The 20257-nt window shown below is 67.6% G+C and carries 19 protein-coding genes; 11 read left to right on the top strand and 8 right to left on the bottom strand.

The window, feature by feature from the left end:
• The first annotated feature begins 28 nt into the window (after window positions 1-28).
• Window positions 29-1312, top strand: coding sequence for a glycoside hydrolase family 130 protein (locus IEX50_RS01065; RefSeq protein WP_184075086.1), 1284 nt, complete (start codon window positions 29-31; stop codon window positions 1310-1312).
• Window positions 1313-1327: 15 nt separating this feature from the next.
• Here IEX50_RS01065 and IEX50_RS01060 read toward each other — a convergent pair whose 3' ends face one another.
• On the bottom strand, window positions 1328-1837 hold the full coding sequence (locus IEX50_RS01060) for a GNAT family N-acetyltransferase (RefSeq protein ID WP_157177610.1): 510 nt from the start codon (window positions 1835-1837) through the stop codon (window positions 1328-1330).
• Window positions 1838-1845: 8 nt separating this feature from the next.
• Window positions 1846-3234 (bottom strand): M20/M25/M40 family metallo-hydrolase, encoded by a 1389-nt coding sequence (locus IEX50_RS01055; RefSeq protein ID WP_157177609.1) that lies wholly within the window; start codon window positions 3232-3234, stop codon window positions 1846-1848.
• Window positions 3235-3336: 102 nt separating this feature from the next.
• Here IEX50_RS01055 and ettA point away from each other — a divergent pair, with 102 nt between their 5' ends.
• The gene (gene ettA / locus IEX50_RS01050) at window positions 3337-5016 is read left to right on the top strand and encodes an energy-dependent translational throttle protein EttA (RefSeq protein ID WP_157177608.1); all 1680 of its coding nucleotides are present in this window, start codon (window positions 3337-3339) and stop codon (window positions 5014-5016) included.
• Between the two features lie 143 nt (window positions 5017-5159).
• Here the strand turns inward: ettA and IEX50_RS01045 are convergent, their stop codons facing one another.
• Together IEX50_RS01045 and IEX50_RS01040 are read right to left on the bottom strand one after the other, a co-directional pair.
• Complete coding sequence (locus IEX50_RS01045; RefSeq protein WP_157177607.1) at window positions 5160-6047, bottom strand: DMT family transporter; 888 nt, start codon at window positions 6045-6047, stop codon at window positions 5160-5162.
• Window positions 6044-6682, bottom strand: coding sequence for a carbonic anhydrase (locus IEX50_RS01040; RefSeq protein WP_157177606.1), 639 nt, complete (start codon window positions 6680-6682; stop codon window positions 6044-6046). Before IEX50_RS01040 ends, IEX50_RS01045 begins: the two co-directional genes overlap by 4 nt.
• A gap of 64 nt (window positions 6683-6746) precedes the next feature.
• On the opposite strand from IEX50_RS01040, the gene lipA reads away from it, so the two are divergent.
• Both lipA and IEX50_RS01030 read left to right on the top strand, forming a co-directional pair.
• The gene (gene lipA / locus IEX50_RS01035) at window positions 6747-7679 is read left to right on the top strand and encodes a lipoyl synthase (RefSeq protein WP_184075088.1); all 933 of its coding nucleotides are present in this window, start codon (window positions 6747-6749) and stop codon (window positions 7677-7679) included.
• Window positions 7679-8158 carry a type II toxin-antitoxin system RatA family toxin gene (locus IEX50_RS01030; RefSeq protein ID WP_157177605.1) on the top strand — a complete coding sequence of 160 codons (480 nt, stop codon included), beginning with the start codon at window positions 7679-7681 and terminating at the stop codon, window positions 8156-8158. The genes lipA and IEX50_RS01030 overlap by 1 nt, the downstream gene beginning before the upstream one ends.
• On the opposite strand, the gene IEX50_RS01025 is transcribed toward IEX50_RS01030, so the two are convergent.
• Genes IEX50_RS01025 through IEX50_RS01015 form a run of 3 tightly spaced genes read right to left on the bottom strand, consistent with a single transcriptional unit; the run spans window position 8101 to window position 10288 of the window.
• The gene (locus IEX50_RS01025; RefSeq protein ID WP_157177604.1) at window positions 8101-8622 is read right to left on the bottom strand and encodes a CinA family protein; all 522 of its coding nucleotides are present in this window, start codon (window positions 8620-8622) and stop codon (window positions 8101-8103) included. The two genes, IEX50_RS01030 and IEX50_RS01025, sit on opposite strands and share 58 nt — an antisense overlap.
• Window position 8623: 1 nt before the next feature.
• Window positions 8624-9145 (bottom strand): hypothetical protein, encoded by a 522-nt coding sequence (locus IEX50_RS01020; RefSeq protein WP_157177603.1) that lies wholly within the window; start codon window positions 9143-9145, stop codon window positions 8624-8626.
• Window positions 9146-10288 (bottom strand): bifunctional 2-C-methyl-D-erythritol 4-phosphate cytidylyltransferase/2-C-methyl-D-erythritol 2,4-cyclodiphosphate synthase, encoded by a 1143-nt coding sequence (locus tag IEX50_RS01015; RefSeq protein WP_157177602.1) that lies wholly within the window; start codon window positions 10286-10288, stop codon window positions 9146-9148.
• Window positions 10289-10363: 75 nt separating this feature from the next.
• On the opposite strand from IEX50_RS01015, the gene dusB reads away from it, so the two are divergent.
• The 7 genes from dusB to hflX all read left to right on the top strand — a co-directional run bounded on the left by dusB (window position 10364) and on the right by hflX (window position 19523).
• Complete coding sequence (gene dusB / locus IEX50_RS01010; protein WP_157177678.1) at window positions 10364-11374, top strand: tRNA dihydrouridine synthase DusB; 1011 nt, start codon at window positions 10364-10366, stop codon at window positions 11372-11374.
• Window positions 11371-12417: a two-component system sensor histidine kinase NtrB gene (locus tag IEX50_RS01005; RefSeq protein WP_229673561.1), complete on the top strand. Its 1047-nt coding sequence runs from the start codon at window positions 11371-11373 to the stop codon at window positions 12415-12417. The genes dusB and IEX50_RS01005 overlap by 4 nt, the downstream gene beginning before the upstream one ends.
• On the top strand, window positions 12414-13871 hold the full coding sequence (gene ntrC, locus IEX50_RS01000; RefSeq protein ID WP_157177601.1) for a nitrogen regulation protein NR(I): 1458 nt from the start codon (window positions 12414-12416) through the stop codon (window positions 13869-13871). The genes IEX50_RS01005 and ntrC overlap by 4 nt, the downstream gene beginning before the upstream one ends.
• A gap of 59 nt (window positions 13872-13930) precedes the next feature.
• Window positions 13931-16213 carry a sensor histidine kinase gene (locus IEX50_RS00995; RefSeq protein ID WP_157177600.1) on the top strand — a complete coding sequence of 761 codons (2283 nt, stop codon included), beginning with the start codon at window positions 13931-13933 and terminating at the stop codon, window positions 16211-16213.
• Window positions 16214-16216: 3 nt separating this feature from the next.
• Entirely contained in the window at window positions 16217-17605 is a 1389-nt protein-coding gene (gene ntrX, locus IEX50_RS00990; RefSeq protein ID WP_157177599.1) for a nitrogen assimilation response regulator NtrX, read from the top strand.
• 80 nt (window positions 17606-17685) lie between these two features.
• A complete protein-coding gene (hfq, locus tag IEX50_RS00985) occupies window positions 17686-18228 on the top strand; it encodes an RNA chaperone Hfq (protein ID WP_260160542.1) in 543 nt (180 codons plus the stop codon).
• Window positions 18225-19523, top strand: coding sequence for a GTPase HflX (hflX, locus tag IEX50_RS00980; protein WP_157177597.1), 1299 nt, complete (start codon window positions 18225-18227; stop codon window positions 19521-19523). The genes hfq and hflX overlap by 4 nt, the downstream gene beginning before the upstream one ends.
• Here the strand turns inward: hflX and mazG are convergent.
• Window positions 19514-20254: a nucleoside triphosphate pyrophosphohydrolase gene (mazG, locus tag IEX50_RS00975; RefSeq protein ID WP_195826163.1), complete on the bottom strand. Its 741-nt coding sequence runs from the start codon at window positions 20252-20254 to the stop codon at window positions 19514-19516. The genes hflX and mazG overlap by 10 nt on opposite strands.
• Between the last annotated feature and the right edge of the window lie 3 nt (window positions 20255-20257).

Here is a 20257-nt window from a genome sequence, read left to right as displayed (position 1 = left end):
TCCGCGCCGCGAAAGGGTACGGACGCTAGTGATCGATGTCATACACGCCCCGTTGAAGTTGGCGGCCGACCCCGCCCGTGTCGTCGTGCGGCCGTTTCATATTCCCATCGAAGCGGGGAAGGTTCCGGGGCGGCCCGGCCGGGTGCGGCGGATCGTCGATGCGGTGATGGCGCTGAACCCGGAGCAGACCGAGGCGGAACTTGATCTGGTCCTACGCGATTTCGAGGCACGGCACTGGCAGACGCGCAACGTGTTTGACCTGCGTTATGCCGCGATCGAACGCGCGCTAGAACTGGACGGGGCGACCATCCCGCACGCCAAGCGGCAGCTGATCGGTGCCTATTTCTGCCACGAGTATAGCTACGCCGCCGCTGCGCTGATGAACCCCAGCATCATCCCGCATCCCGACCAGACGGGTTTGAGCGGCGGTGCGATCCGGATCGCGATGTCGTTGCGCGCCGTGGGGGAGGGGCACATTTCCTCTGTCGCGTTCCGCGAGGGCATACTCGGGCCTGGCGCAAACTTCGAATTGATGGCGGAACCGCCGTTCGCGACCGCGGCCGATATGGCGCGCGAGCTCGATCGCGGCGCGGTGGAGGTGAACCGCCATCCCGACAGTTCGCTGTCGGGTACAGTGCTGTTCCCGGTGACCGAGGCGCAGCGCAACGGGCTGGAGGATCTGCGGCTCGTCGAATTCACGCATGACGACGGCACGGTCGAGTGGCTCGGGACGTACACCGCCTATTCCGGATCGACGATCCGGTCCGAACTGCTGCGCACCACGAACTTCCGCAGTTTCATCTTCCAGCCGATGAGCGGGCCGGCGGCGCGCAACAAGGGGATGGCGCTGTTCCCGCGCAAGATCGGCGACGAATATATGATGATCGGCCGGCAGGACGGCGAAAACCTCTATCTGCTGCGGTCCAAGACGATCGATTTCTGGGGCGAGGGCGAGCTGCTGCTGACGCCGCATTATCCGTGGGAAATGGTGCAGATCGGCAATTGCGGATCGCCGATCGAGCTGGACGAGGGCTGGCTGCTGCTGACCCACGGCGTCGGCGCGATGCGGAAATACTCGATCGGCGCGGTGCTGCTCGACAAGGATGATCCGTCGAAGGTGCTGGGCCGGACGTCGCAGCCGATCCTGACGCCGAACGAGGACCGCGAAGGCTATGTGCCGAACGTCGTCTACACCTGCGGCGCGCTGAAGCAGGACGACATGCTGTTCGTGCCTTACGGTGTGGCGGACAGTTCGGTGGCGTTTGCGTGGGTGTCGATCCCGCATCTGCTGGCGGGGATGAAGGCGGACTGAGGCGACAGACTGCGTTTAGCGGGACGGGGCATCAAACCCTGTCGGACGACGATCGAGGGCTTTGACAAGCGCGATCGTCTCGACCGGTGACCCGCATTCCATTGCCGTGTAACGCTCCGCCTCCGTCCAGCCATGGTGGCGATAGAAGGCGAGCGCATCACGGTTGAAGACCCTGACCTCGAGCCGGGCGCTGCCATGCGACTGACCGACCTGCTGTTCGGCATGGGCCAGCAGGTCGGTGCCGATGCCGGATCGCAAGGCGCGCGGATCGACCTCGATCGACAGGATGCAGTCGCCGACAACGTGCAGCACACCGACGATCGAGCCAGCACGAGCCGCGACCATAAACTCGGCCCAATGCGTGCTGACGTAGGCGGTGACCGGGTCCTGCTCGACGAAGACCCGGACCGTATCGAACGGAAGCGCGGGCGCCCAGGTTCGCAGCCAAGACCGCCGCAAAAGGTCGATCAGCGCGGGGCGATCATCGCCGACCGCCGGGCGCAGGGCGGTCGGCGGATAGGTCATGATGGCTTCTACTCCCCGCCGCCCTTCTCCACCGGGCCGAGTTCGGTCGGGTCGTTAGCGACCACCGCGAGCAGCGTCGTCCAGGCGGCGACGTTCTGGCGGAGTTGGGCCGGGTCGACCTTGTCGAGCGTGTCGTCGGGGGTGTGGTGGATGTCGAAATAACGCGTGACGTCCTGACGCAGGCTGACAATCGGGATGCCGGTGGCGGCGAGCGGGGTGATGTCGGAGCCGCCGGACGCGCTGTTGTTGCCGCGCGCGATGCCGAGCGGGGCGAGCGCGGTGGCGATGCGGTCCATCACGGGGATAGCGGCGGGGGCGACCTTCGTGTCGAATTTCCATACGCGGTCGGCGCCGGAGTCGGACTCGGCCATCAGTGCATGCTTCTCGTTCGGGTGCGCCTTGGCATATGCAATGCCGCCGAACGCGCCGACCTCCTCCGCGCCGAACCAGACGACGCGGATCGTGCGGAGCGGGCGGCCGGCGTCCATGACGCGCTTGGCCGCGGCGGTGGTGATCGCGAGGCCGGTCGCGTCGTCGATCGTGCCGGTGCCGAGGTCCCAGCTGTCGAGATGACCGCCGACGACGATCACGCCGGCCTTGGGATCGCGCCCCGGAACCTCGCCCACTACATTGCCGGACTGGCGCGTGCCGATCTGCCGCGGGGTGAGCAGCAGGCGCATCCGCACCGGGCGGCCGCGCTTCAGTATGCGGTCGAGCTGCTCGGCGTCGGGGATGCTGAGTGCGGCGGCCGGGATCGGCGCGGCGCCGTCGGCGAACATCTGCACGCCGGTGTGGGGCGCGCGGTGATGGTCGGTGCCGATCGAGCGGATGACGATCGCGGCGGCGCCCATCTGCGACGCGACGGTCGGGCCCTGGCGGCGGACGATGCCGGACGCGCCGTAGCTCGACCCGTCCTGCGTCGGCATCATGGCGTGCGTCAGGTAGACGATCCGGCCGCGGACCGCGGCGGGGGGGGCGGCTTTCAGTGCGGCGATCGAGGGAAAGGCGACGACCTCCGCCTCCAGCCCCGACGCCGGGGTGGCGCCGCTGTTGCCGAGTGCGGTGAGCGACAGGTTCTGCGGGAAGGGGCTCAGGATCTCGCCGCGTTCCTCGCCGCGGACCCAGACGGGCATGTCGTAGGTCTCGATATGGACGTTCCGGAAGCCGAGCGATTTCAGCTTGGCGACGCCCCAGGCGCGGGCGCGGGCCTCGGCATCGGTGCCGGCCAGCCGTTGGCCGACCTCGGTCGTCAGCCCTTCGGTGATGTCGTAGGCGATGTCGTCGGTCAGCGCGGCGTCGCGGAGTGCCGCTACACGGTCCGGCGTAGACGGTCCCTGCGCGAGCACGGCGGCGGGGAGGGCGGCGGCGCACAGCAGCGCGAGGGGGATGGTCTTCATGGGCTCCTGCCTATCGCCCATGTCCTCGTTTGCCAACGGTGCCGCGACCCCTTACATCGCGGACGAAATTCGACAGCCTTACGATATCGGAGACCGCGCCAGATGGCCGTTCAATACAGCTATGTGATGAAGGGTCTGACCAAGACCTTCCCCGGCGCGGCGAAGCCCGTGCTCAACAACATCCACCTGCAGTTCCTGCCGGGCACCAAGATCGCGATCATCGGCGTCAACGGCGCCGGCAAATCCACGCTGATGAAGATCATGGCCGGGTACGACAAGGACTATGTCGGCGAGGCATGGGCCGCGGAGAATTTCCGCGTCGGTTACCTGAGCCAGGAGCCGCAGCTCGACCCCGACAAGGACGTCCGCGGCAACGTGATGGACGGCGTGCGCGCGACGGCCGACCTGGTCGACCGGTTCAACGCGATCAGCGACCTGATGGGCGACCCGCCCGAGGACGCCGATTTCGACGCGCTGCTGGCCGAGATGGGCGAGTTGCAGGAGAAGATCGACGCGGTCGACGGCTGGACGCTCGACAACCAGCTGGAGATCGCGATGGAGGCGCTGCGTTGCCCGCCGGGCGATGCCGACGTCACCACGCTGTCGGGTGGCGAGCGCCGCCGCGTCGCGCTGTGCAAGCTGCTGTTGTGGAAGCCGGAAATCCTGCTGCTCGATGAGCCGACCAACCATCTCGATGCGGAAAGCGTCGGCTGGCTGGAGAACCATTTGAAGGAATATGCGGGGAACGTGATCCTCGTGACCCACGATCGCTACTTCCTCGACAATGTCGTCGGCTGGGTGCTGGAGATCGATCGCGGCCGCGGCCTGCCGTTCGAGGGCAATTATTCTTCGTGGCTCGAAAACAAGGCCACCCGCATGGCGCAGGAGGACCGCGAGGAGGAGGGCCGCCAGAAGGCGATCCAGCAGGAACTCCAGTGGATCCGGCAGAGCCCGAAGGCGCGCCAGACCAAGTCCAAGGCGCGTATCCGCGCGTTCGACGAACTGGTCGAGAAGCAGAATGACCGCCGGCCGGGTGCGGCGCAGATCCTGATCCAGATCCCGCAGCGGCTGGGCGGCAACGTGATCGAGGCGAAGGGGCTGACCAAGAGCTTCGGCGACAAGCTGCTGTTCGAGAATCTCGACTTCAACCTGCCGCCGGGCGGGATCGTGGGGATCATCGGGCCGAACGGCGCGGGCAAGACGACGCTGTTCAAGCTGATCACCGGTCAGGAACAGCCCGACGGCGGCGAGATCAACATCGGGTCGACGGTGAAGCTCGGCTATGTCGACCAGAGCCGCGACCACCTGAACCCCAACAAGAATGTCTGGGAGGAGATTTCCGACGGGCTCGACCGGTTCACGTTCGGCAAGCACGACGTCGCGACACGGGCCTATGTCGGCGCGTTCAACTTCAAGGGCGCGGACCAGCAGAAGAAGGTCGGCCAGCTGTCGGGCGGTGAGCGCAACCGCGTCCACATGGCCAAGATGCTGAAGGAGGGTGGCAACGTCCTGCTGCTCGATGAGCCGACCAACGATCTGGACGTCGAGACGCTGCGCGCGCTGGAGGAGGCGCTCGAGAGCTTCGCAGGTTGCGCGGTGGTGATCAGCCATGACCGCTTCTTCCTCGATCGGCTGGCGACGCACATCCTGGCGTTCGAGGGCGACAGCCATGTCGAATGGTTCGAGGGGAACTTCGAGTCCTATGAAGAAGACAAGAAGCGCCGGCTGGGCGATGCGGCGGATCGGCCGACGCGTCTGGCTTACAAGAAGCTTACGCGCTGAGGGTTGGGGGGCCTCTTTTGAACCCCTCTTCTTCAGGGGAGGGATTTGGGTGGGGGCAACAGCACCACCCCTACGACCTCACCGGCGTGAAGATGTCAGCCCCACCCCAACCCCTCCCCTGAAGGAGAGGGGCTGATGGGCTTTTAGTCGCGCTTTAGCTTCAACTCGCTCACCACCACGCTCGACACGATGAGTACCGCGCCGACCAGCCCGAACTGCGTGAAGCGTTCGCCGGCGATCCAGCCGATCAAGCCGGCATAGACCGGTTCGGCGGCGTAGATCAGCGTCGCGCGCGCCGGGGCGACGTGGGCCTGGCCCCAGTTCATCGCGACCTGGATCACTGCGCTGGCCACGCCGAGCGCAAGCGCGCAGGCGATCAGTGGCGACGTCAGTGCGGGCAGATGCTCGCCCGTCAGAGGCATCAGCGCATAAGAGCCGATCGCGACGGTCGCGAGCTGGACCAGCGCCGCGCGGCGCGGATCAACGACGCCGGCGAAGCGGCCGATGAACAGGATCTGGAACGCGAAGGCGAGCGCCGACAGGATGCTGAGCAGTTCGCCGTAGCCGAGCGTCAGTGTCGCGATCGTGGCCGGCCCGGCGAGCAGGACGAGGCCGAAGAATGCCATGACGATGCCGGCCCAGACCATCGCGCCCGGTACACGCCGGAACAGGACCAGTTGCAACAGCGGTACGAAGGGCACGTAGAGCGCCGTCAGGAACGCCGACATGCTGCTCGGGATCGATTGCAGGCCGGTTGTTTGCAACGCATAGCCGGCGACCATCGTGCATCCGATCAAGGCCGGAGCGAGAATGTCTCGCACGGTCCAGCCGCGCAGCAGGCCGGGTGACAGGACCGCCAGCAGGATCGCGGCGATGGCGAAGCGCGACCCGACGAAGAACAACGGCCCGCTGTCCGCCAGGCCGATCTTGGTGACGAGGAATGTGCCACCCCACAGGATGGTGATCCCGACCAGCACCAGTTCCGGGAGGAAGCGGCGCGGGGCCGCATCCTCCCGTTCCCGTGCGATCATGCGGGGTTGAACGCCCCAGTTTCCGGATCGCGGACGAGCAGGTCGCCCTCGGCAATGCCGAACCATGCGCCGTGCAGCTTCAAGCGGCCGTCGTCGAGCCGGTCCTGCACGAACGGGAAGGTCTTGAGGTTGTCGAGGCTGACCCCGACCGCGCGATGCTCCATCTCGGTCACCGCTTCGGCGCCGGCATCTGGGCCCTTCTCCGCGATGACCTCGTCACGCACGTCGGCGAGCATCGAGATCCAGGAGTCGATGAAGGCGCCGTGGCCGTGATCGGACCCTTCGAAGGTGCGGCTGAGCGCGGCCTTGCAGCCGCCGCAGGAGGCGTGGCCGAGCACGAGCACGTCGGTCACCTCGAGCTGCGTCACCGCGAATTCGATCGCGGAGGAGACGCCGTGGAAGCCGCCGCCGGTTTCGTAGGGCGGCACGAGCGCCGCGACGTTGCGCACCACGAAGGTCTGGCCGGGCGCGACGTCGAAGATGGTCGCGGGATCGACGCGGCTGTCGGAGCAGGCGATGATCATGATCTTGGGGCTCTGCCCCTTGGCCAGCGTCTCCCAACGTTCGCGCTGATCGTCCCAGCCGGTCTTCTTGAAACGACGATAGCCGTCGATGAGCGGGGTGATTCCAGTCATACTATCTCCCTTTGATAACGGGCAGGGGTGGCAAGCCGCTCCCGCTGCCGCTATCTAACGTAGCATGAACCAGATGGTGCCCAACCCCGCTGAAGCCCTCGTCACGGGCCGCGTCCGCAAACCCGACTGGATCCGCGTGAAGGCGCCGACCGGTGCGGTCGTGGCCGCAACGCGCGCGCTGATGCGATCCAAAAGCCTGACCACGGTGTGCGAGGAAGCGGCCTGCCCCAACATCGGCGAATGCTGGAGCAAGAAGCACGCGACCGTCATGATCCTGGGCGACACGTGCACGCGCGCATGCGCATTCTGCAACGTGAAGACGGGCATGCCGCGCGCGGTGGACCGGATGGAGCCGCAGAACGTCGCGGATGCGGCGGCGCAAATGGGGTTGCAGCATATTGTCGTGACGTCGGTCGACCGCGACGACCTGCCGGATGGTGGCGCGAGCCAGTTCGTGAAGGTGATCGAGGCGCTGCGCCGCACGACGCCGGGCACGACGATCGAGATCCTGACCCCCGATTTCCGCAACAAGGCGGACAGCGCGATCGAGGCGATCGTGGCTGCGCGCCCCGACGTCTATAACCACAATCTCGAGACGGTGCCGCGGCTGTACCCGACGATCCGGCCCGGCGCGCGCTACTATGCCTCGCTGCGGCTGCTGGAGCAGGTAAAGCGGCTCGATCCGTCGATCTTCACCAAGTCGGGCGTGATGGTCGGGCTGGGCGAAGAGCGACTGGAGATCCATCAGGTGATGGACGACATGCGCTCCGCCGGGATCGATTTCCTGACGATGGGACAATATCTGCAACCGACGCCGAAACACGCGAAGGTCGCAGAATTCGTGCCACCGGCCGCGTTCAACGCCTATGCGTCGATCGCGCGGGCGAAAGGCTTTGCGCTGGTCGCGGCGAGCCCGCTGACGCGGTCGAGCTATCATGCCGGTGACGACTTCGCGAAACTGCGCGCCGCGCGCGAGGCCAAGCTGGCCAAGCGCTGATGCCGCGGCATAGCGAGACGCGGCACCTGCCGTACAGCCCGGAGCAGATGTTCGACCTGGTGGCCGACGTCGGGCGGTACCGTGAATTCCTGCCCTGGGTAGTCGCGGTGCGGGTGCGTTCGAACAGTGGGACCGAGATGATCGCGGACCTGGTCGTCGGGTTCAAGGCGTTGCGCGAATCGTTCACGTCGAAGGTCACGAAGACGCGTCCTGAGCGGCTCAGCGTGGAATATGTCGACGGGCCGCTGGAGCATCTGATCAACGACTGGACGTTCCGGCCGGACGGTGCCGGCGGGACGCTGATCGATTTCAAGGTCGACTTCGCTTTCCGGTCGCGGATCTTCGAGGCGATTGCGGGGCAGGTGTTCGAACGCGCGCTGCGCAAGATGATTGGCGCGTTCGAGGAACGGGCGGCGGTGCTCTACGGGTCGAGCGATGCGCCCGGCATCAGCAAGTCGAGCGCACACAACGCCGCGTGAAGGCGGATGCCGGCGCGGCCGGTGTCTTCGAACTGGCGCATGTCGGCGGTGACCTCGTCCGGGTCGCTGTCCTTGTCGGCGCGGGCGAACACAACGGTGCCGACCGGCTTCTTGACACTTCCGCCGTCGGGGCCGGCGATGCCGGTAATGGCGACCGCGACGTCCGCCCGGCTGCGGGCGAGCGCACCGCGTGCCATGGCCCAGCCGACCGCGATCGAGACGGCGCCGAACGTTTCGACCACTTCGCTGCTGACGCCGAGCAGGTCGACCTTGGCAGTATCGCCGTAGGTCACGAAGCCGGCCTCGAACACCGCGGACGAGCCGGGGATCTCGGTCAGCGCCGCGGAGACGAGCCCGCCCGTGCAGCTTTCGGCGACGGTGATGCGCCGGCCGAGCGCGAGGTTTGCGGCGACCACGCGGCGCGCGGCCTCGACCAGTTCGGGGGGGAGGAGGGTGTCGGGCATGTCAGCGCGCTCCGGCCGTGGACGTCGGGCAGATCGAAATACCGGTGCGCGACGCGAGGCTGCGGTCGAGCTGGACCAGCCCGACGAGCAGCGCCGCGACGTTGCCGATCGGCAGCGGGCTGATTTGTTCGGCGATCCGGCTGACCGCGGCGCAATCGCGCGTCGCGACGGCGGTCCCGATCCGGTCGGAGATCAGCTTTTCGACGATGTTGGTGACGGTCGACGGGTCGAGCATGTCGGGGACCTGCTGCCCGGACAATTTCTCGAACACCGGCAGTGCTGCGGCCGCGTTGCCGCCGCCGTCGCGCCGGTAGCGTGCCGCGAGGCTGGCGCCGCCGCGGTTGAGCCAAGCGGAGGCGGGCAGGGCCGGACGACATCGTGCCGCCGTCGCCTCGATCGCAGCGGGCAGCGCGTAGGCGACGACGGAGCGGCCCTCCGCCTCGGTCAGGCAATCGCTCTGCGCTAGGGCCGGGCCGGCGAGCGTTGCGGCAAGCAGGAGTGCGATAGGGGTCTTCGACGGCATCTATTCGTCCTCCGGCAATCGCACGGTGGCCACGGCCTGCGCCGCGATCCCTTCGCCCCGGCCGGTGAACCCGAGCCGTTCGGTCGTCGTCGCCTTCACGCTAATCCGCTTCTCGGAAAGCTGCAACAGACGCGCGATGTTGGTGCGGATTGCGGCGCGGTGCGGACCGACCTTCGGCGCCTCGCAAATGATCGTGACGTCGACATGGTCGAGGATGCCGCCGCGTGCGGTAAGGAGCTCTCGCGCGTGGACGAGGAAGCGGTCGGACGCGGCGCCCTTCCACTGTGGATCGCTCGGCGGGAAATGGTCGCCGATGTCGCCGTCGCCGATCGCGCCCAGGATCGCGTCGGTGATGGTATGCAGCACGACGTCGGCATCGCTGTGGCCGAGCAGCTTGAACCCGTGCGGCACCGCGACGCCGCCCAGGATGACATGGTCGCCGGGCGCAAAGGCGTGGACGTCGAACCCGGAGCCGACGCGCACGACGAGCATCCGCGAGCGGGCGTTGGCGAGATCCTGCGGATGGGTCAGCTTGTCGAGCGCGGGGTCGCCCTGAACGGTCGCGACCGTGCCGCCGGCGGCGCGCAGCATCTGAGCGTCGTCGGTAGCCTCGTTCGCAGGGTCCCATGCGGCGTGCGCGGCGACGATCGCGGCGAGCCGGAACGCCTGCGGGGTCTGGACGCGGACGAGGCCCGCACGAGGTGTGACGGGGCCGAGCGTCTCTCCACCAGCCGCCAGCGTGTCCGACACTGGCAGGACGGGGACGGCGCCGTCATTGGAGTCGAGCGCCGTCAGCAGGCGATCGATGACCGCTGCCGGGACGATCGGGCGGGCGGCGTCGTGGATCAGGACGCGATCACCGCTGACCGCGGCGAGGCCCGCCGCAACGGACTCGCGACGCGTGGCGCCACCGACGATGGGCGGGGGTAGCGGGCGGTCGCCGATCGCGACGGCGTAGGCGGCATGCTGGTCCGGGCCGATCACGACACGGATCGCGTCGATCCCCGGGTAGCGCAGGAACGCGTCGATGGCCTGGGCCAGGACGGAAGACGCGCCAAGTGGCTCATATTGCTTCGGACCGCCGCCCATGCGGAGACCGGATCCGGCGGCGACGATCAGGGCGGTGGTACGCGGATGCTCCATGCCGCGTGCCTAGCGGAGCCGGGTGCGGGCCGCCAGCCGGTTATCCATCTGGCGCTCTGCCTCATTTTCGGGCATATGTGCGCGGTGCCTGCCATGCTGTCCCCGATCGACATCGGTCCCGTGCGGATCGAGAACCCCGTCATCCTCGCGCCCATGACGGGCGTCACGGACCTGCCGTTCCGGCGGATCGTACGGCGCTACGGGTCGGGGCTGAACGTGACCGAGATGATCGCCAGCCAGGCGATGATCCGCGAGACGCGCCAGTCGCTGCAGAAGGCGGCGTGGGACCCGGTCGAGGAGCCGGTGTCGATGCAGCTGGCCGGCTGTACTGCGCGGGAGATGGCGGAGGCCGCGAAGCTGAATGAGGATCGTGGGGCGGCGATCATCGACATCAACATGGGCTGCCCGGTCCGCAAGATCGTCAACGGTGATGCGGGGTCGGCGCTGATGCGTGATCTGGTCAATGCAGCCGCGATCATCGATGCGACGGTCAAGGCCGTCAGCGTGCCGGTGACGTTGAAGATGCGGATGGGGTGGGATCACGACAGCCTGAACGCGCCCGAACTGGCGCGGATCGCGGAGGGTCTGGGCGTCGCGATGGTGACCGTCCACGGGCGGACGCGGAATCAGATGTACAAGGGCACCGCGGACTGGAAGTTCATCCGCCGGGTGAAGGATGCCGTCAAGATCCCGGTGATCGCAAACGGCGACATCAACAGCATCGACGATGCGGTCGAGGCGCTGGACCAGTCCGGCGCGGACGGCGTGATGATCGGACGCGGCGCTTACGGGCGGCCGTGGCTGCTGTCACAGGTCATGCGCTATCTGGCGACCGGTGAGCGTCGGGCGGACCCGTCGATTGCGGAACAATATGCGATGATCGTCGGGCATTACCACGCGATGCTCGACCATTATGGCAGCGAGATCGGCGTCAACATGGCGCGCAAGCACATCGGCTGGTACACCAAGGGCCTCGAGGGATCGGCCGAGTTCCGCAACCGCGCGAACCAGGAAGCCGACCCGAAGGTCGTGCTGGCGATGCTCGAACAGTTCTACGAACCCTGGCTGTGCCGCGCGGCGGCGTGAGCGCCGGACCGCTTGCAACCGCGCTGTTCGCCGCCGGGCCGATCCCGAGCCTGGCGATCGACGAGGGCGATTATGTTCGCGAGGCGAACCCGGCCAGCGAGACACTGTTCAACCTGTCGCGCCACATGCTCGTCGGGCGGCGGATCGACGATCTGATCGGTCCGGGGCCGACGGGGGCGCCGGTCGCTGCGCCCTATGCGGCCTATGATCAGGTCCTGACCCTGCCCGGCGGGCGGCGGGTGGTGGCGGACGTGACCGCGGCGCCGCTGGCGATCGAGGCCGGGTGGCGCGTGCTGACGGTGCATCCGCGCTCTGCCGGGCCGATCGGGGCACGCCGCGACGGTGGGCAGCGCAGTGCGACCGCCGCCGCCGCGATGCTGGCGCACGAGATCAAGAACCCGCTGTCCGCGATCCGCGGGGCGGCCCAGTTGCTCGACCGGGCGGACGAGGCGACCGCGTCGCTGACCCGGCTGATCCGCGACGAGGTCGACCGGATCGCGCGGCTGATCGACCGGATGGAGGGGTTCACCGACAGCCGGCCGCTGGTTCGGTCGCCGCAGAATATCCATGCGATCCTGGCGCATGCCCGCGACGTGGCGGAGCAAGGCTTTGCCGGCGCGGTGCGGATCCGCGAATATTACGACCCGTCGCTGCCGCCCGTGCTCGGCGACCGCGACGCGCTGGTCCAGGTGTTTGTCAACTTGATCAAGAATGCGGTCGAGGCGCTCGACGGGCGCGACGGGGAGATCGCTTTGACCACGGGGTATCGTTCTGGGCTGACCAAGCGGACGAGCGCGGATGCGCCGCAAGCGTTGCCGATCGAGGTCTGCGTGATCGACGACGGGCCGGGCGCGCCGGACGATATCGCCGACCATCTGTTCGATCCCTTCGTGACGTCGAAGCGCAGCGGGAGTGGGCTGGGTTTGGCGCTGGTCGACAAGCTGATCGCCGATCATGGCGGCGTGGTGGAGTTCGTGCGCGAGGGGAACCCGCCGAAGACGGTCGTGCGGATGCTGTTGCCCCGGGTCGGGGCGCGGGCATGAGCGGGCGCATATTGGTCGTAGACGACGATGCGGCAATCCGGACCGTGGTGCGGGAAGCGTTGCGGCGGGCGGGGCATAGCGTGGAGCTGGCCCCGACGTTGGCGGCAGCGCGGGCGCGGATTCCCGCGTTCGAACCGGACGTGCTGATCACCGACGTGATCCTGCCGGACGGCAATGGGCTCGATATGCTCGCCGGGCTCATCGCGTTGCGGCCGCAGATGCCCGCGATCGTGATGTCGGCGCAGAACACGCTCGCGACCGCGGTGCGCGCGACCGAAGAAGGCGCCTTCGATTACCTGCCCAAGCCATTCGATTTGGCTGAACTTTGCCGATCGGTCGAGGCGGCGCTGGCGATCGGGCGGCGCGACGCGATGGCCCCGGACACGGATGTCGACACGGACGGGCTGCCGCTGATCGGCCGGTCGCCGGCGATGCAGGATGTGTATCGTACGATCGCGCGGGTGGTGGCGAACGACCTGACCGTGCTGGTGCTGGGCGAAAGCGGGACGGGTAAGGAACTGGTCGCGCAGGCGATCCACGACCTGGGACCGCGCGCGGCGCGGCCGTTCGTGGCGATCAACATGGCGGCGATCCCGCGCGACCTGATCGAGAGCGAGTTGTTCGGGCATGAACGCGGCGCGTTCACCGGGGCGGCGCAACGCAGCGTCGGGCGGTTCGAACAGGCGCAGGGGGGCACGTTGTTCCTCGACGAGATCGGCGACATGCCGATCGACGCGCAGACCCGGCTGCTCCGCGTCTTGCAGGCTGGCGCGTTCACGACGGTCGGCGGCACGCGGCAGATCGTGGCGGACGTGCGGGTGATCGCGGCGACCCACAAGGACCTGACCACGCTGATCGCCGCGGGGCGTTTCCGCGAGGACCTCTATTACCGGCTGAACGTGGTACCGGTGCGCTTGCCACCGCTTCGTCAACGTGGCTCGGACATCATTGATTTGGCAAGACATTTCCTTGACCGTGCAGCGGCGGACGGACTGCCGCGCAAGCATCTGAGCGAGGAGGCCTGCGCGCGGCTGTTGCGGCACGACTGGCCGGGCAATGTCCGCGAGCTGGAGAATGTCATGCGCCGGACCGCGGTGCTGGCGCGCGCGGACGTGATTGCGGCGGCACTGCTCGACCAGGAACTGGGCGGTGGGACGGGCGTGTCGGAGGAGGCCGGCGATCCGGACGGCGCCTTGGCCGACGTGATCGATCGGTGGCTGGCGGGGTGGTTCGGCGGGGGCAACGCCTCGCCCGACGCGGACGATCTGTACGAGCGGTTGTTGCCGGCGTTCGAGGGGCCGCTGCTGCGTCACGTGCTGGTCGCGGCGCGGGGGAACCAGTTGCGCGCCGCGCGGATGCTCGGGATCAACCGCAACACGTTGCGCAAGAAGTTGAGTGCGCTCGGGATCGAGCCGTCCGATCTGCGCCGCGCGGACGCGGGTGGAGACGCGTGATCGGGCCCAGTGCAGGCGGGTGTGGCAAAGGCGCAACAACCTGATATGACTGTGAGTCGATGACGGCTTTACCTATCCGGCAATTGCGACGCGCGCCCCGCTGGCGCCGACTGTTCACGCTGATCCGTCAGCGGCGCATGCTTCGGCTGATCGAGATCCTGGTGGTGATCGCCGCGATCGGTATCGCGCTGGCGAGTTATTTCGCGATCGCCCAGGGCGGCAACCAGGATCGCCTGCTGACCCCGCCGATGGTGGCGCTGCTGCTCGTCGCCAATCTGGTGCCGATCATTTCGCTGATGGTGTTGTGGGCGCGGCGCGTGGCGATGCGGCGCGCAGCGGCCTCGCCGATCGGCGGGGGCGGGCGGTTGCACGTCCGGCTGGTCGCGCTGTTCTCGGTCGTGGCGAGTGTGCCGACGCTGCTGGTGGTGATCTTCGCGTCGCTGCTGTTCCAGTACGGCGTGCAGTTCTGGTTTTCGAACCGCGCGCGCGCGGTGCTGGAGAACAGCGACAAGGTGGCGCAGGCCTATATCAGCGAGAACGGCAAGCGGCTGGCCGAGGATATCGTCGCGTCGCGCACCGATTTCCGGCTCGCGGCCAGCCAGGTGCCGTTGCAGGACCAGCGCATGCAGTTCTTCGTCGCCGAACAGATCGCCTACCGCCAGTTCGGGGAGGTCGCGCTGATCCAGGTCGGGATCGACGGCGTGCCGCGCATGCTGATCGGGTCGCTCGACCAGCGGCCGCTGGAGAAACGGCTGCCCCCATCGGCGTTGCCGAAGCTCCGCAACAATGAGCCGCTGACGTCCTTTGCATCGGGCGACCGGGTCGAGGGGACGATCGCGTTCGATCCGGCCAGCCGGACCTATCTCTACGCGTCGCGCTCCGTGAAGCCGCTGGTGCTGCAGCAATTCTCGCGCGGGCGGGAAGCGTTGACCGAGTACAACACGCTGCTCGACCGGTCGAAGTCATTGCAGTTGCAGTTCAATGCCGCGCTGCTGCTCGTTTCGCTGCTGATCGTCGGTGGGGCGATCTGGGTTGCGCTGGCGGTGGCGGACCGGTTCGTGCGGCCGGTCGGCGAGCTGGTCGGGGCCGCGCGGCGCGTAGCGGGCGGCGACCTGTCCGTGCGGGTGAAGATGCCGCGCGGGCAGGACGAGGTCGGCACGCTCGCGATGGCGTTCAACCGCATGACGCGCCGCCTGTCGGAACAGACCGGCGCACTGGTCGCCGCGAACGAGCAGGCGGAGAGCCGCCGTTCGCTGATCGAGGCGGTGCTGTCCGGTGTGACGGCCGGCGTCGTGTCGGTCGGGGCGGACGGCCATATCCGGATCGTCAACACGACCGCGTCCGAACTCCTCAAGACCGGTGGGCTGAGCCCGGTCGGTCGTCCGCTCGGGGCGGTGTCGCCGGAGCTGGAGTCGTTCCGCCGGTCGGGCGACCGGCAGGCGGTGGTGCGGATGGCCAGTGCCGGCGACGTCCGGACGCTGGCGGTGAAGCGCGTCCGCACGGCGGAGGACGACGTGCTGACGTTCGACGACATCACGCAGCAGCTGCTCGATCAGCGTCGCGCCGCCTGGGCGGATGTCGCGCGGCGGATCGCGCACGAGATCAAGAATCCGCTGACCCCGATCCAGCTGGCGGCCGAGCGGCTGCAACGCCGGTACGGACGCGAGATCCAGTCCGATCCGGCGACGTTCGAACGGCTGACCCAGACGATCGTCCGGCAGGTCGGTGACCTGCGCCGGATGGTGGACGAGTTCAGTTCCTTCGCGCGGATGCCCAAGCCCGTGTTTCGCGACGAGGAGGTCGCCGAGATCGCGCGGCAGGCGATGTTCCTGCACGAGGTTGCACATCCGTCGATCCGGTTCGTCGTCGATGCGGCCGAACCCTCGCCGCACCTTGTCTGCGACCGTCGCCAGATCGGTCAAGCACTGACCAATATCGTCAAGAACGCGGCCGAGGCGATCGAGGCGCGGCCGGCGGGGGCGGAGGAGGGCGAGATCCGGTTGCTGGTCCATCCGATGGCGGACGGGGACGAGCGCTTGCTGATCGATCTGATCGACAACGGGATCGGCCTGCCGCCGGAGCGTGAGCGCATCACGGAACCGTATATGACCACGCGGACGCGCGGCACGGGGCTGGGCCTGGCGATCGTGAAAAAGATCGTCGAGGAACATCACGGAACGATCGGCTTCGAGGATCGCCCGGGCGGCGGAACGGTTGTAAGGCTGTGTTTCGACGCAGCGACACTGGCACCCATGTCCGATGCCGATGTCGACGAAGAAGATACCGACGGGGGCGGACGCGATGCGCCGTTTCCCGAGCTTACTCGAACGAAGGCCGATTGATCGATGGCGTTGGACGTATTGGTAGTCGACGACGAACAGGACATCCGCGAACTCGTCGCGGGTGTGCTGGAGGATGAGGGGTACCAGACGCGGGTCGCCGCCAATAGCGACGCGTGCCTGGCCGCGCTGGACGAACGCCGCCCGTCGCTGGTGCTGCTGGACGTGTGGTTGAAGGATTCGAAGCTCGACGGGCTGGACCTGCTCGACGAGATCAAGCGGCGCGATCCGTCGCTCCCCGTGCTGGTGATTTCCGGCCACGGCAATATCGATACCGCGGTGTCCGCGGTGCGGCGCGGGGCGGCCGATTTCATCGAGAAACCGTTCGAGGCGGCCAAGCTGCTGCTGCTCGTGTCGCGCGCGACCGAGACCGATCGGCTGCGGCGCGAGAACGCCTCGCTGCGCGCGCAGATCGGGCAGGAAGAAGAGCTGACCGGCAGCTCGATCGGGATCAACGCCGTGCGCGCGACGCTGAAGCGCGTGGCGAGCACCGGTAGCCGCGTGCTGATCACCGGCGGGGCCGGCGTCGGCAAGGAGGTCGCCGCCCGGCTGCTGCACATGTGGAGCACGCGCGATTCGGCGCCGTTCATCGTGGTGTCGGCCGCGCGCATGACGCCGGAGCGGGTCGAGGAGGAACTGTTCGGCGTGGAGGACGGGGACGGCACCGTCCGTCCCGGCCTGTTCGAGCAGGCGCACGGTGGCACGTTGTTCCTGGACGAGATCGCCGACATGCCGCTGACCGCGCAGGCCAAGATCCTGCGCGTCCTGACCGACCAGAGCTTCGCCCGCGTCGGTGGGCGGCGGACGGTGAAGGTGGACGTGCGCGTCGTGTCCGCCACCGCGCGCACGCTGCCGACCGAGATCGCCGCCGGGCGGTTCCGCGAGGATCTCTATTATCGGTTGAACGTGGTGCCGGTTCACCTGCCGTCGCTGACCGACCGGCGCGAGGATATTCCGGCGCTGGTCGATCATTTCGTCGCGCGCTACGCCTCCGAACGGCGGGTCGCAACGCCGAAGGTGTCGGACGAGGCCTATGCCGCACTGCAATCCTATGACTGGCCGGGCAATGTCCGCCAGCTGCGCAACATCGTCGAGCGGACGATCATCATGGCGCCGGGCGACCGGATCGGGCGGGTCGACGTCGACATGCTGCCGCCGGAGGTGATGTCCGACCAAGAGAAGTTCGCGCCGACCAGCGCGTCGAAATCGATCATGGGAACGCCGCTGCGGGAGGCGCGCGAGACGTTCGAGCGCGAGTATCTCCGCGTCCAGATCCGGCGCTTTTCCGGCAATATCTCCCGCACCGCGACGTTCATCGGGATGGAGCGGTCGGCGCTCCACCGGAAGCTCAAGACACTCGGTCTCGCCGAGGCGAAGGAGGAGGGCGGCGAGTGATCGCCGCCCGGGCGTTTACGTTTCGGCCCACCCACCCTACATATTAAGCGTCGGGACGTGGTGTCCCGGCGTACCGACACCTGTCAGGGTGCACCCCGCGGGCTTACGGCCCGCCAAGACCGGAGACCGGCACCATGGCCGAAAAGGTCAACAATCTTCAGGACATCTTCCTGAACACCTTACGCAAGACCAAGACACCGGTGACGATGTTCTTGGTGAAGGGTGTGAAGCTGCAAGGCATCATCACCTGGTTCGACAATTTCTCCGTGCTGCTGCGGCGCGACGGGCAGTCCCAGCTGATCTACAAGCATGCGATCTCAACCGTCATGCCCGCGCAGATGGTCGATCTGAGCGAAGTCGAGGCTTCGTTCGAGGAACGCAAGGCGACGTTGCTGCAGGAGATTTTCCTGTCGGCGGTGCGCAAGCAGCGTGAGCCGGTGACGATGTTCCTCGTCAACGGGGTGATGTTGCAGGGTGAAATCGCGGCATTCGACCTGTTCTGCATGATGTTGCGGCGCGATGGGCTGTCGCAGCTCGTCTACAAGCATGCGATCTCGACGGTGCAGCCGGCGAACCCGATCTATCTCGGCGGCGTGGACGATAGCGCGGAGGATGCGGATTGAGCGGCTTCGATCGTGATGCGGACGGCGTAACGCGTGGGGCGAGGGCGATCGTCGCCCTGCCCGAACGCGGTGAGAATGCGCGCACGACCGAGGCGCGGCTGGCCGAGGCCGCGGGGCTGGCGGCGGCGATCGGGATCGAAGTGGTCGACCGGATCGCGGTGAAGTTGCGCGAGCCCAAGGCGGCGACGTTGTTCGGGTCGGGGCAGGTCGAGAATCTGGCGACCGCGGCGCGGATGGCGGAGGCCGAGCTGGTCATCGTCGACGCGGCGCTGTCGCCGATCCAGCAGCGTAACCTCGAAAAGGGGCTGTCCGCGAAGGTCATCGACCGGACGGGACTGATCCTGGAAATCTTCGGCGAGCGTGCCGCGACCGCCGAGGGCCGGTTGCAGGTCGAACTGGCCCATCTTGACTACCAGGCCGGGCGTCTGGTGCGGAGCTGGACCCATCTCGAACGGCAGCGCGGCGGCTTCGGCTTCCTCGGCGGCCCCGGCGAGACGCAGATCGAGGCGGATCGCCGGTTGATCCGCGACCGGATCGCCAAGCTGAAGCGCGAACTGGAGCAGGTCGCGCGGACGCGAACGCTGCACCGCTCGCGTCGCCAGAAGGCGCCGTGGCCGACGATCGCGCTCGTCGGCTACACCAATGCCGGCAAGTCGACGCTGTTCAACCGCATGACGGGTGCCGCCGTGATGGCGGAGGATCTGCTGTTCGCGACGCTCGACCCGACGATGCGGCAGATCGGGTTGCCGGGCATCGACAAGGCGATCCTGTCCGACACGGTGGGGTTCGTCTCGGACCTGCCGACGCAGTTGGTCGCGGCATTCCGCGCGACGCTGGAGGAGGTCGTGGCGGCCGATCTGATCCTGCACGTCCGTGACATGTCGCATCCGGACAGCGAGGCGCAGGCCGCCGATGTGCTGACTGTCCTGGGCGAGATCGGGATCAGCGGGGAGGAGGGGGCTCCGATCTTCGAGGTCTGGAACAAGATCGATCTGCTCGAACCTTCGCTGGTGGACGCGGCGGCGAACGAGGCGGCGTTGCGCGACGATGTCGCGGTCGTGTCGGCGCTGACCGGGGATGGCGTCGCGGCGTTGCGCGATGCGGTGTCCGCGCGGCTGACGCAGGGCGCGCGGTTGCGGCATCTCGATCTGGATGCGGGCGACGGAGCGGATTTGGCCTGGCTTCACGCACATGGCGACGTGGTGTCGAGCGATCCGGAGGGTGACCGGATGCTGGTCGATGTGCGGATGACGGAGACCGAGTGGGACCGGTTCCAGGCGCGGCGTCAGGTCTGAACGGGCAGCTCGGCACGTTTGACCTGAATCCATAAGGCTTCCTGCTCGTCCAGGTTGCGCTCCGCGAAACCCGCGTCGAGCGCCTCCATCGCCGCGAAGCGCCGTTCGAACTTGCCGTTCGCGGTACGGAGGGCGGCCTCGGGGTCGACGCCGAGGTGACGAGCCCAGTTAACCATGGCGAAGAGCAGGTCGCCGACTTCCCCGGCACGATGGTCGGGATCGGTCGCCTGTTCGACCTCGGCCAGTTCCTCGTCGATCTTGGCGCGTGGGCCGACCGCATCGGGCCAGTCGAACCCGACGCGGGCGGCGCGTTTCTGAAGCTTGGCGGCGCGGAGCAGGGCGGGCATGCCGAGCGCGACGCCAGCCAGTGCGCCGGTCACCTGTGCGTCGTCGCGTTCACCAGCCTTGAGCGTTTCCCAGTCAAGGCGCGGGCCGTCGCCGAAGATGTGCGGGTGGCGGCGTTCCATCTTGTCGACGATGCCGGCGAGCACGTCGTCGATCGTGAACGCGCCGCGGTCGGCCGCAATGGCCGCATGGAACACGACCTGAAGCTGCAGGTCACCGAGTTCGTCGCGGAGCGCGGCCATGTCGTCATGCGCGATGGCATCGGCGACCTCATAGGCTTCCTCGATTGTGTACGGCGCGATCGACGCGAAATCCTGCGCACGGTCCCAGTCACAACCGTTTGGACCACGCAGGGTGGCCATGACTTGGACGAGTTTATCGAACAGGTT

It is taken from the genome of Sphingomonas prati, assembly GCF_014643515.1.
Taxonomy (GTDB): Bacteria; Pseudomonadota; Alphaproteobacteria; order Sphingomonadales; family Sphingomonadaceae; genus Sphingomonas_R; species Sphingomonas_R prati.
Note: the sequence above shows the minus strand (reverse complement) of the source record. Positions and strands in the feature narration are given on the sequence as shown.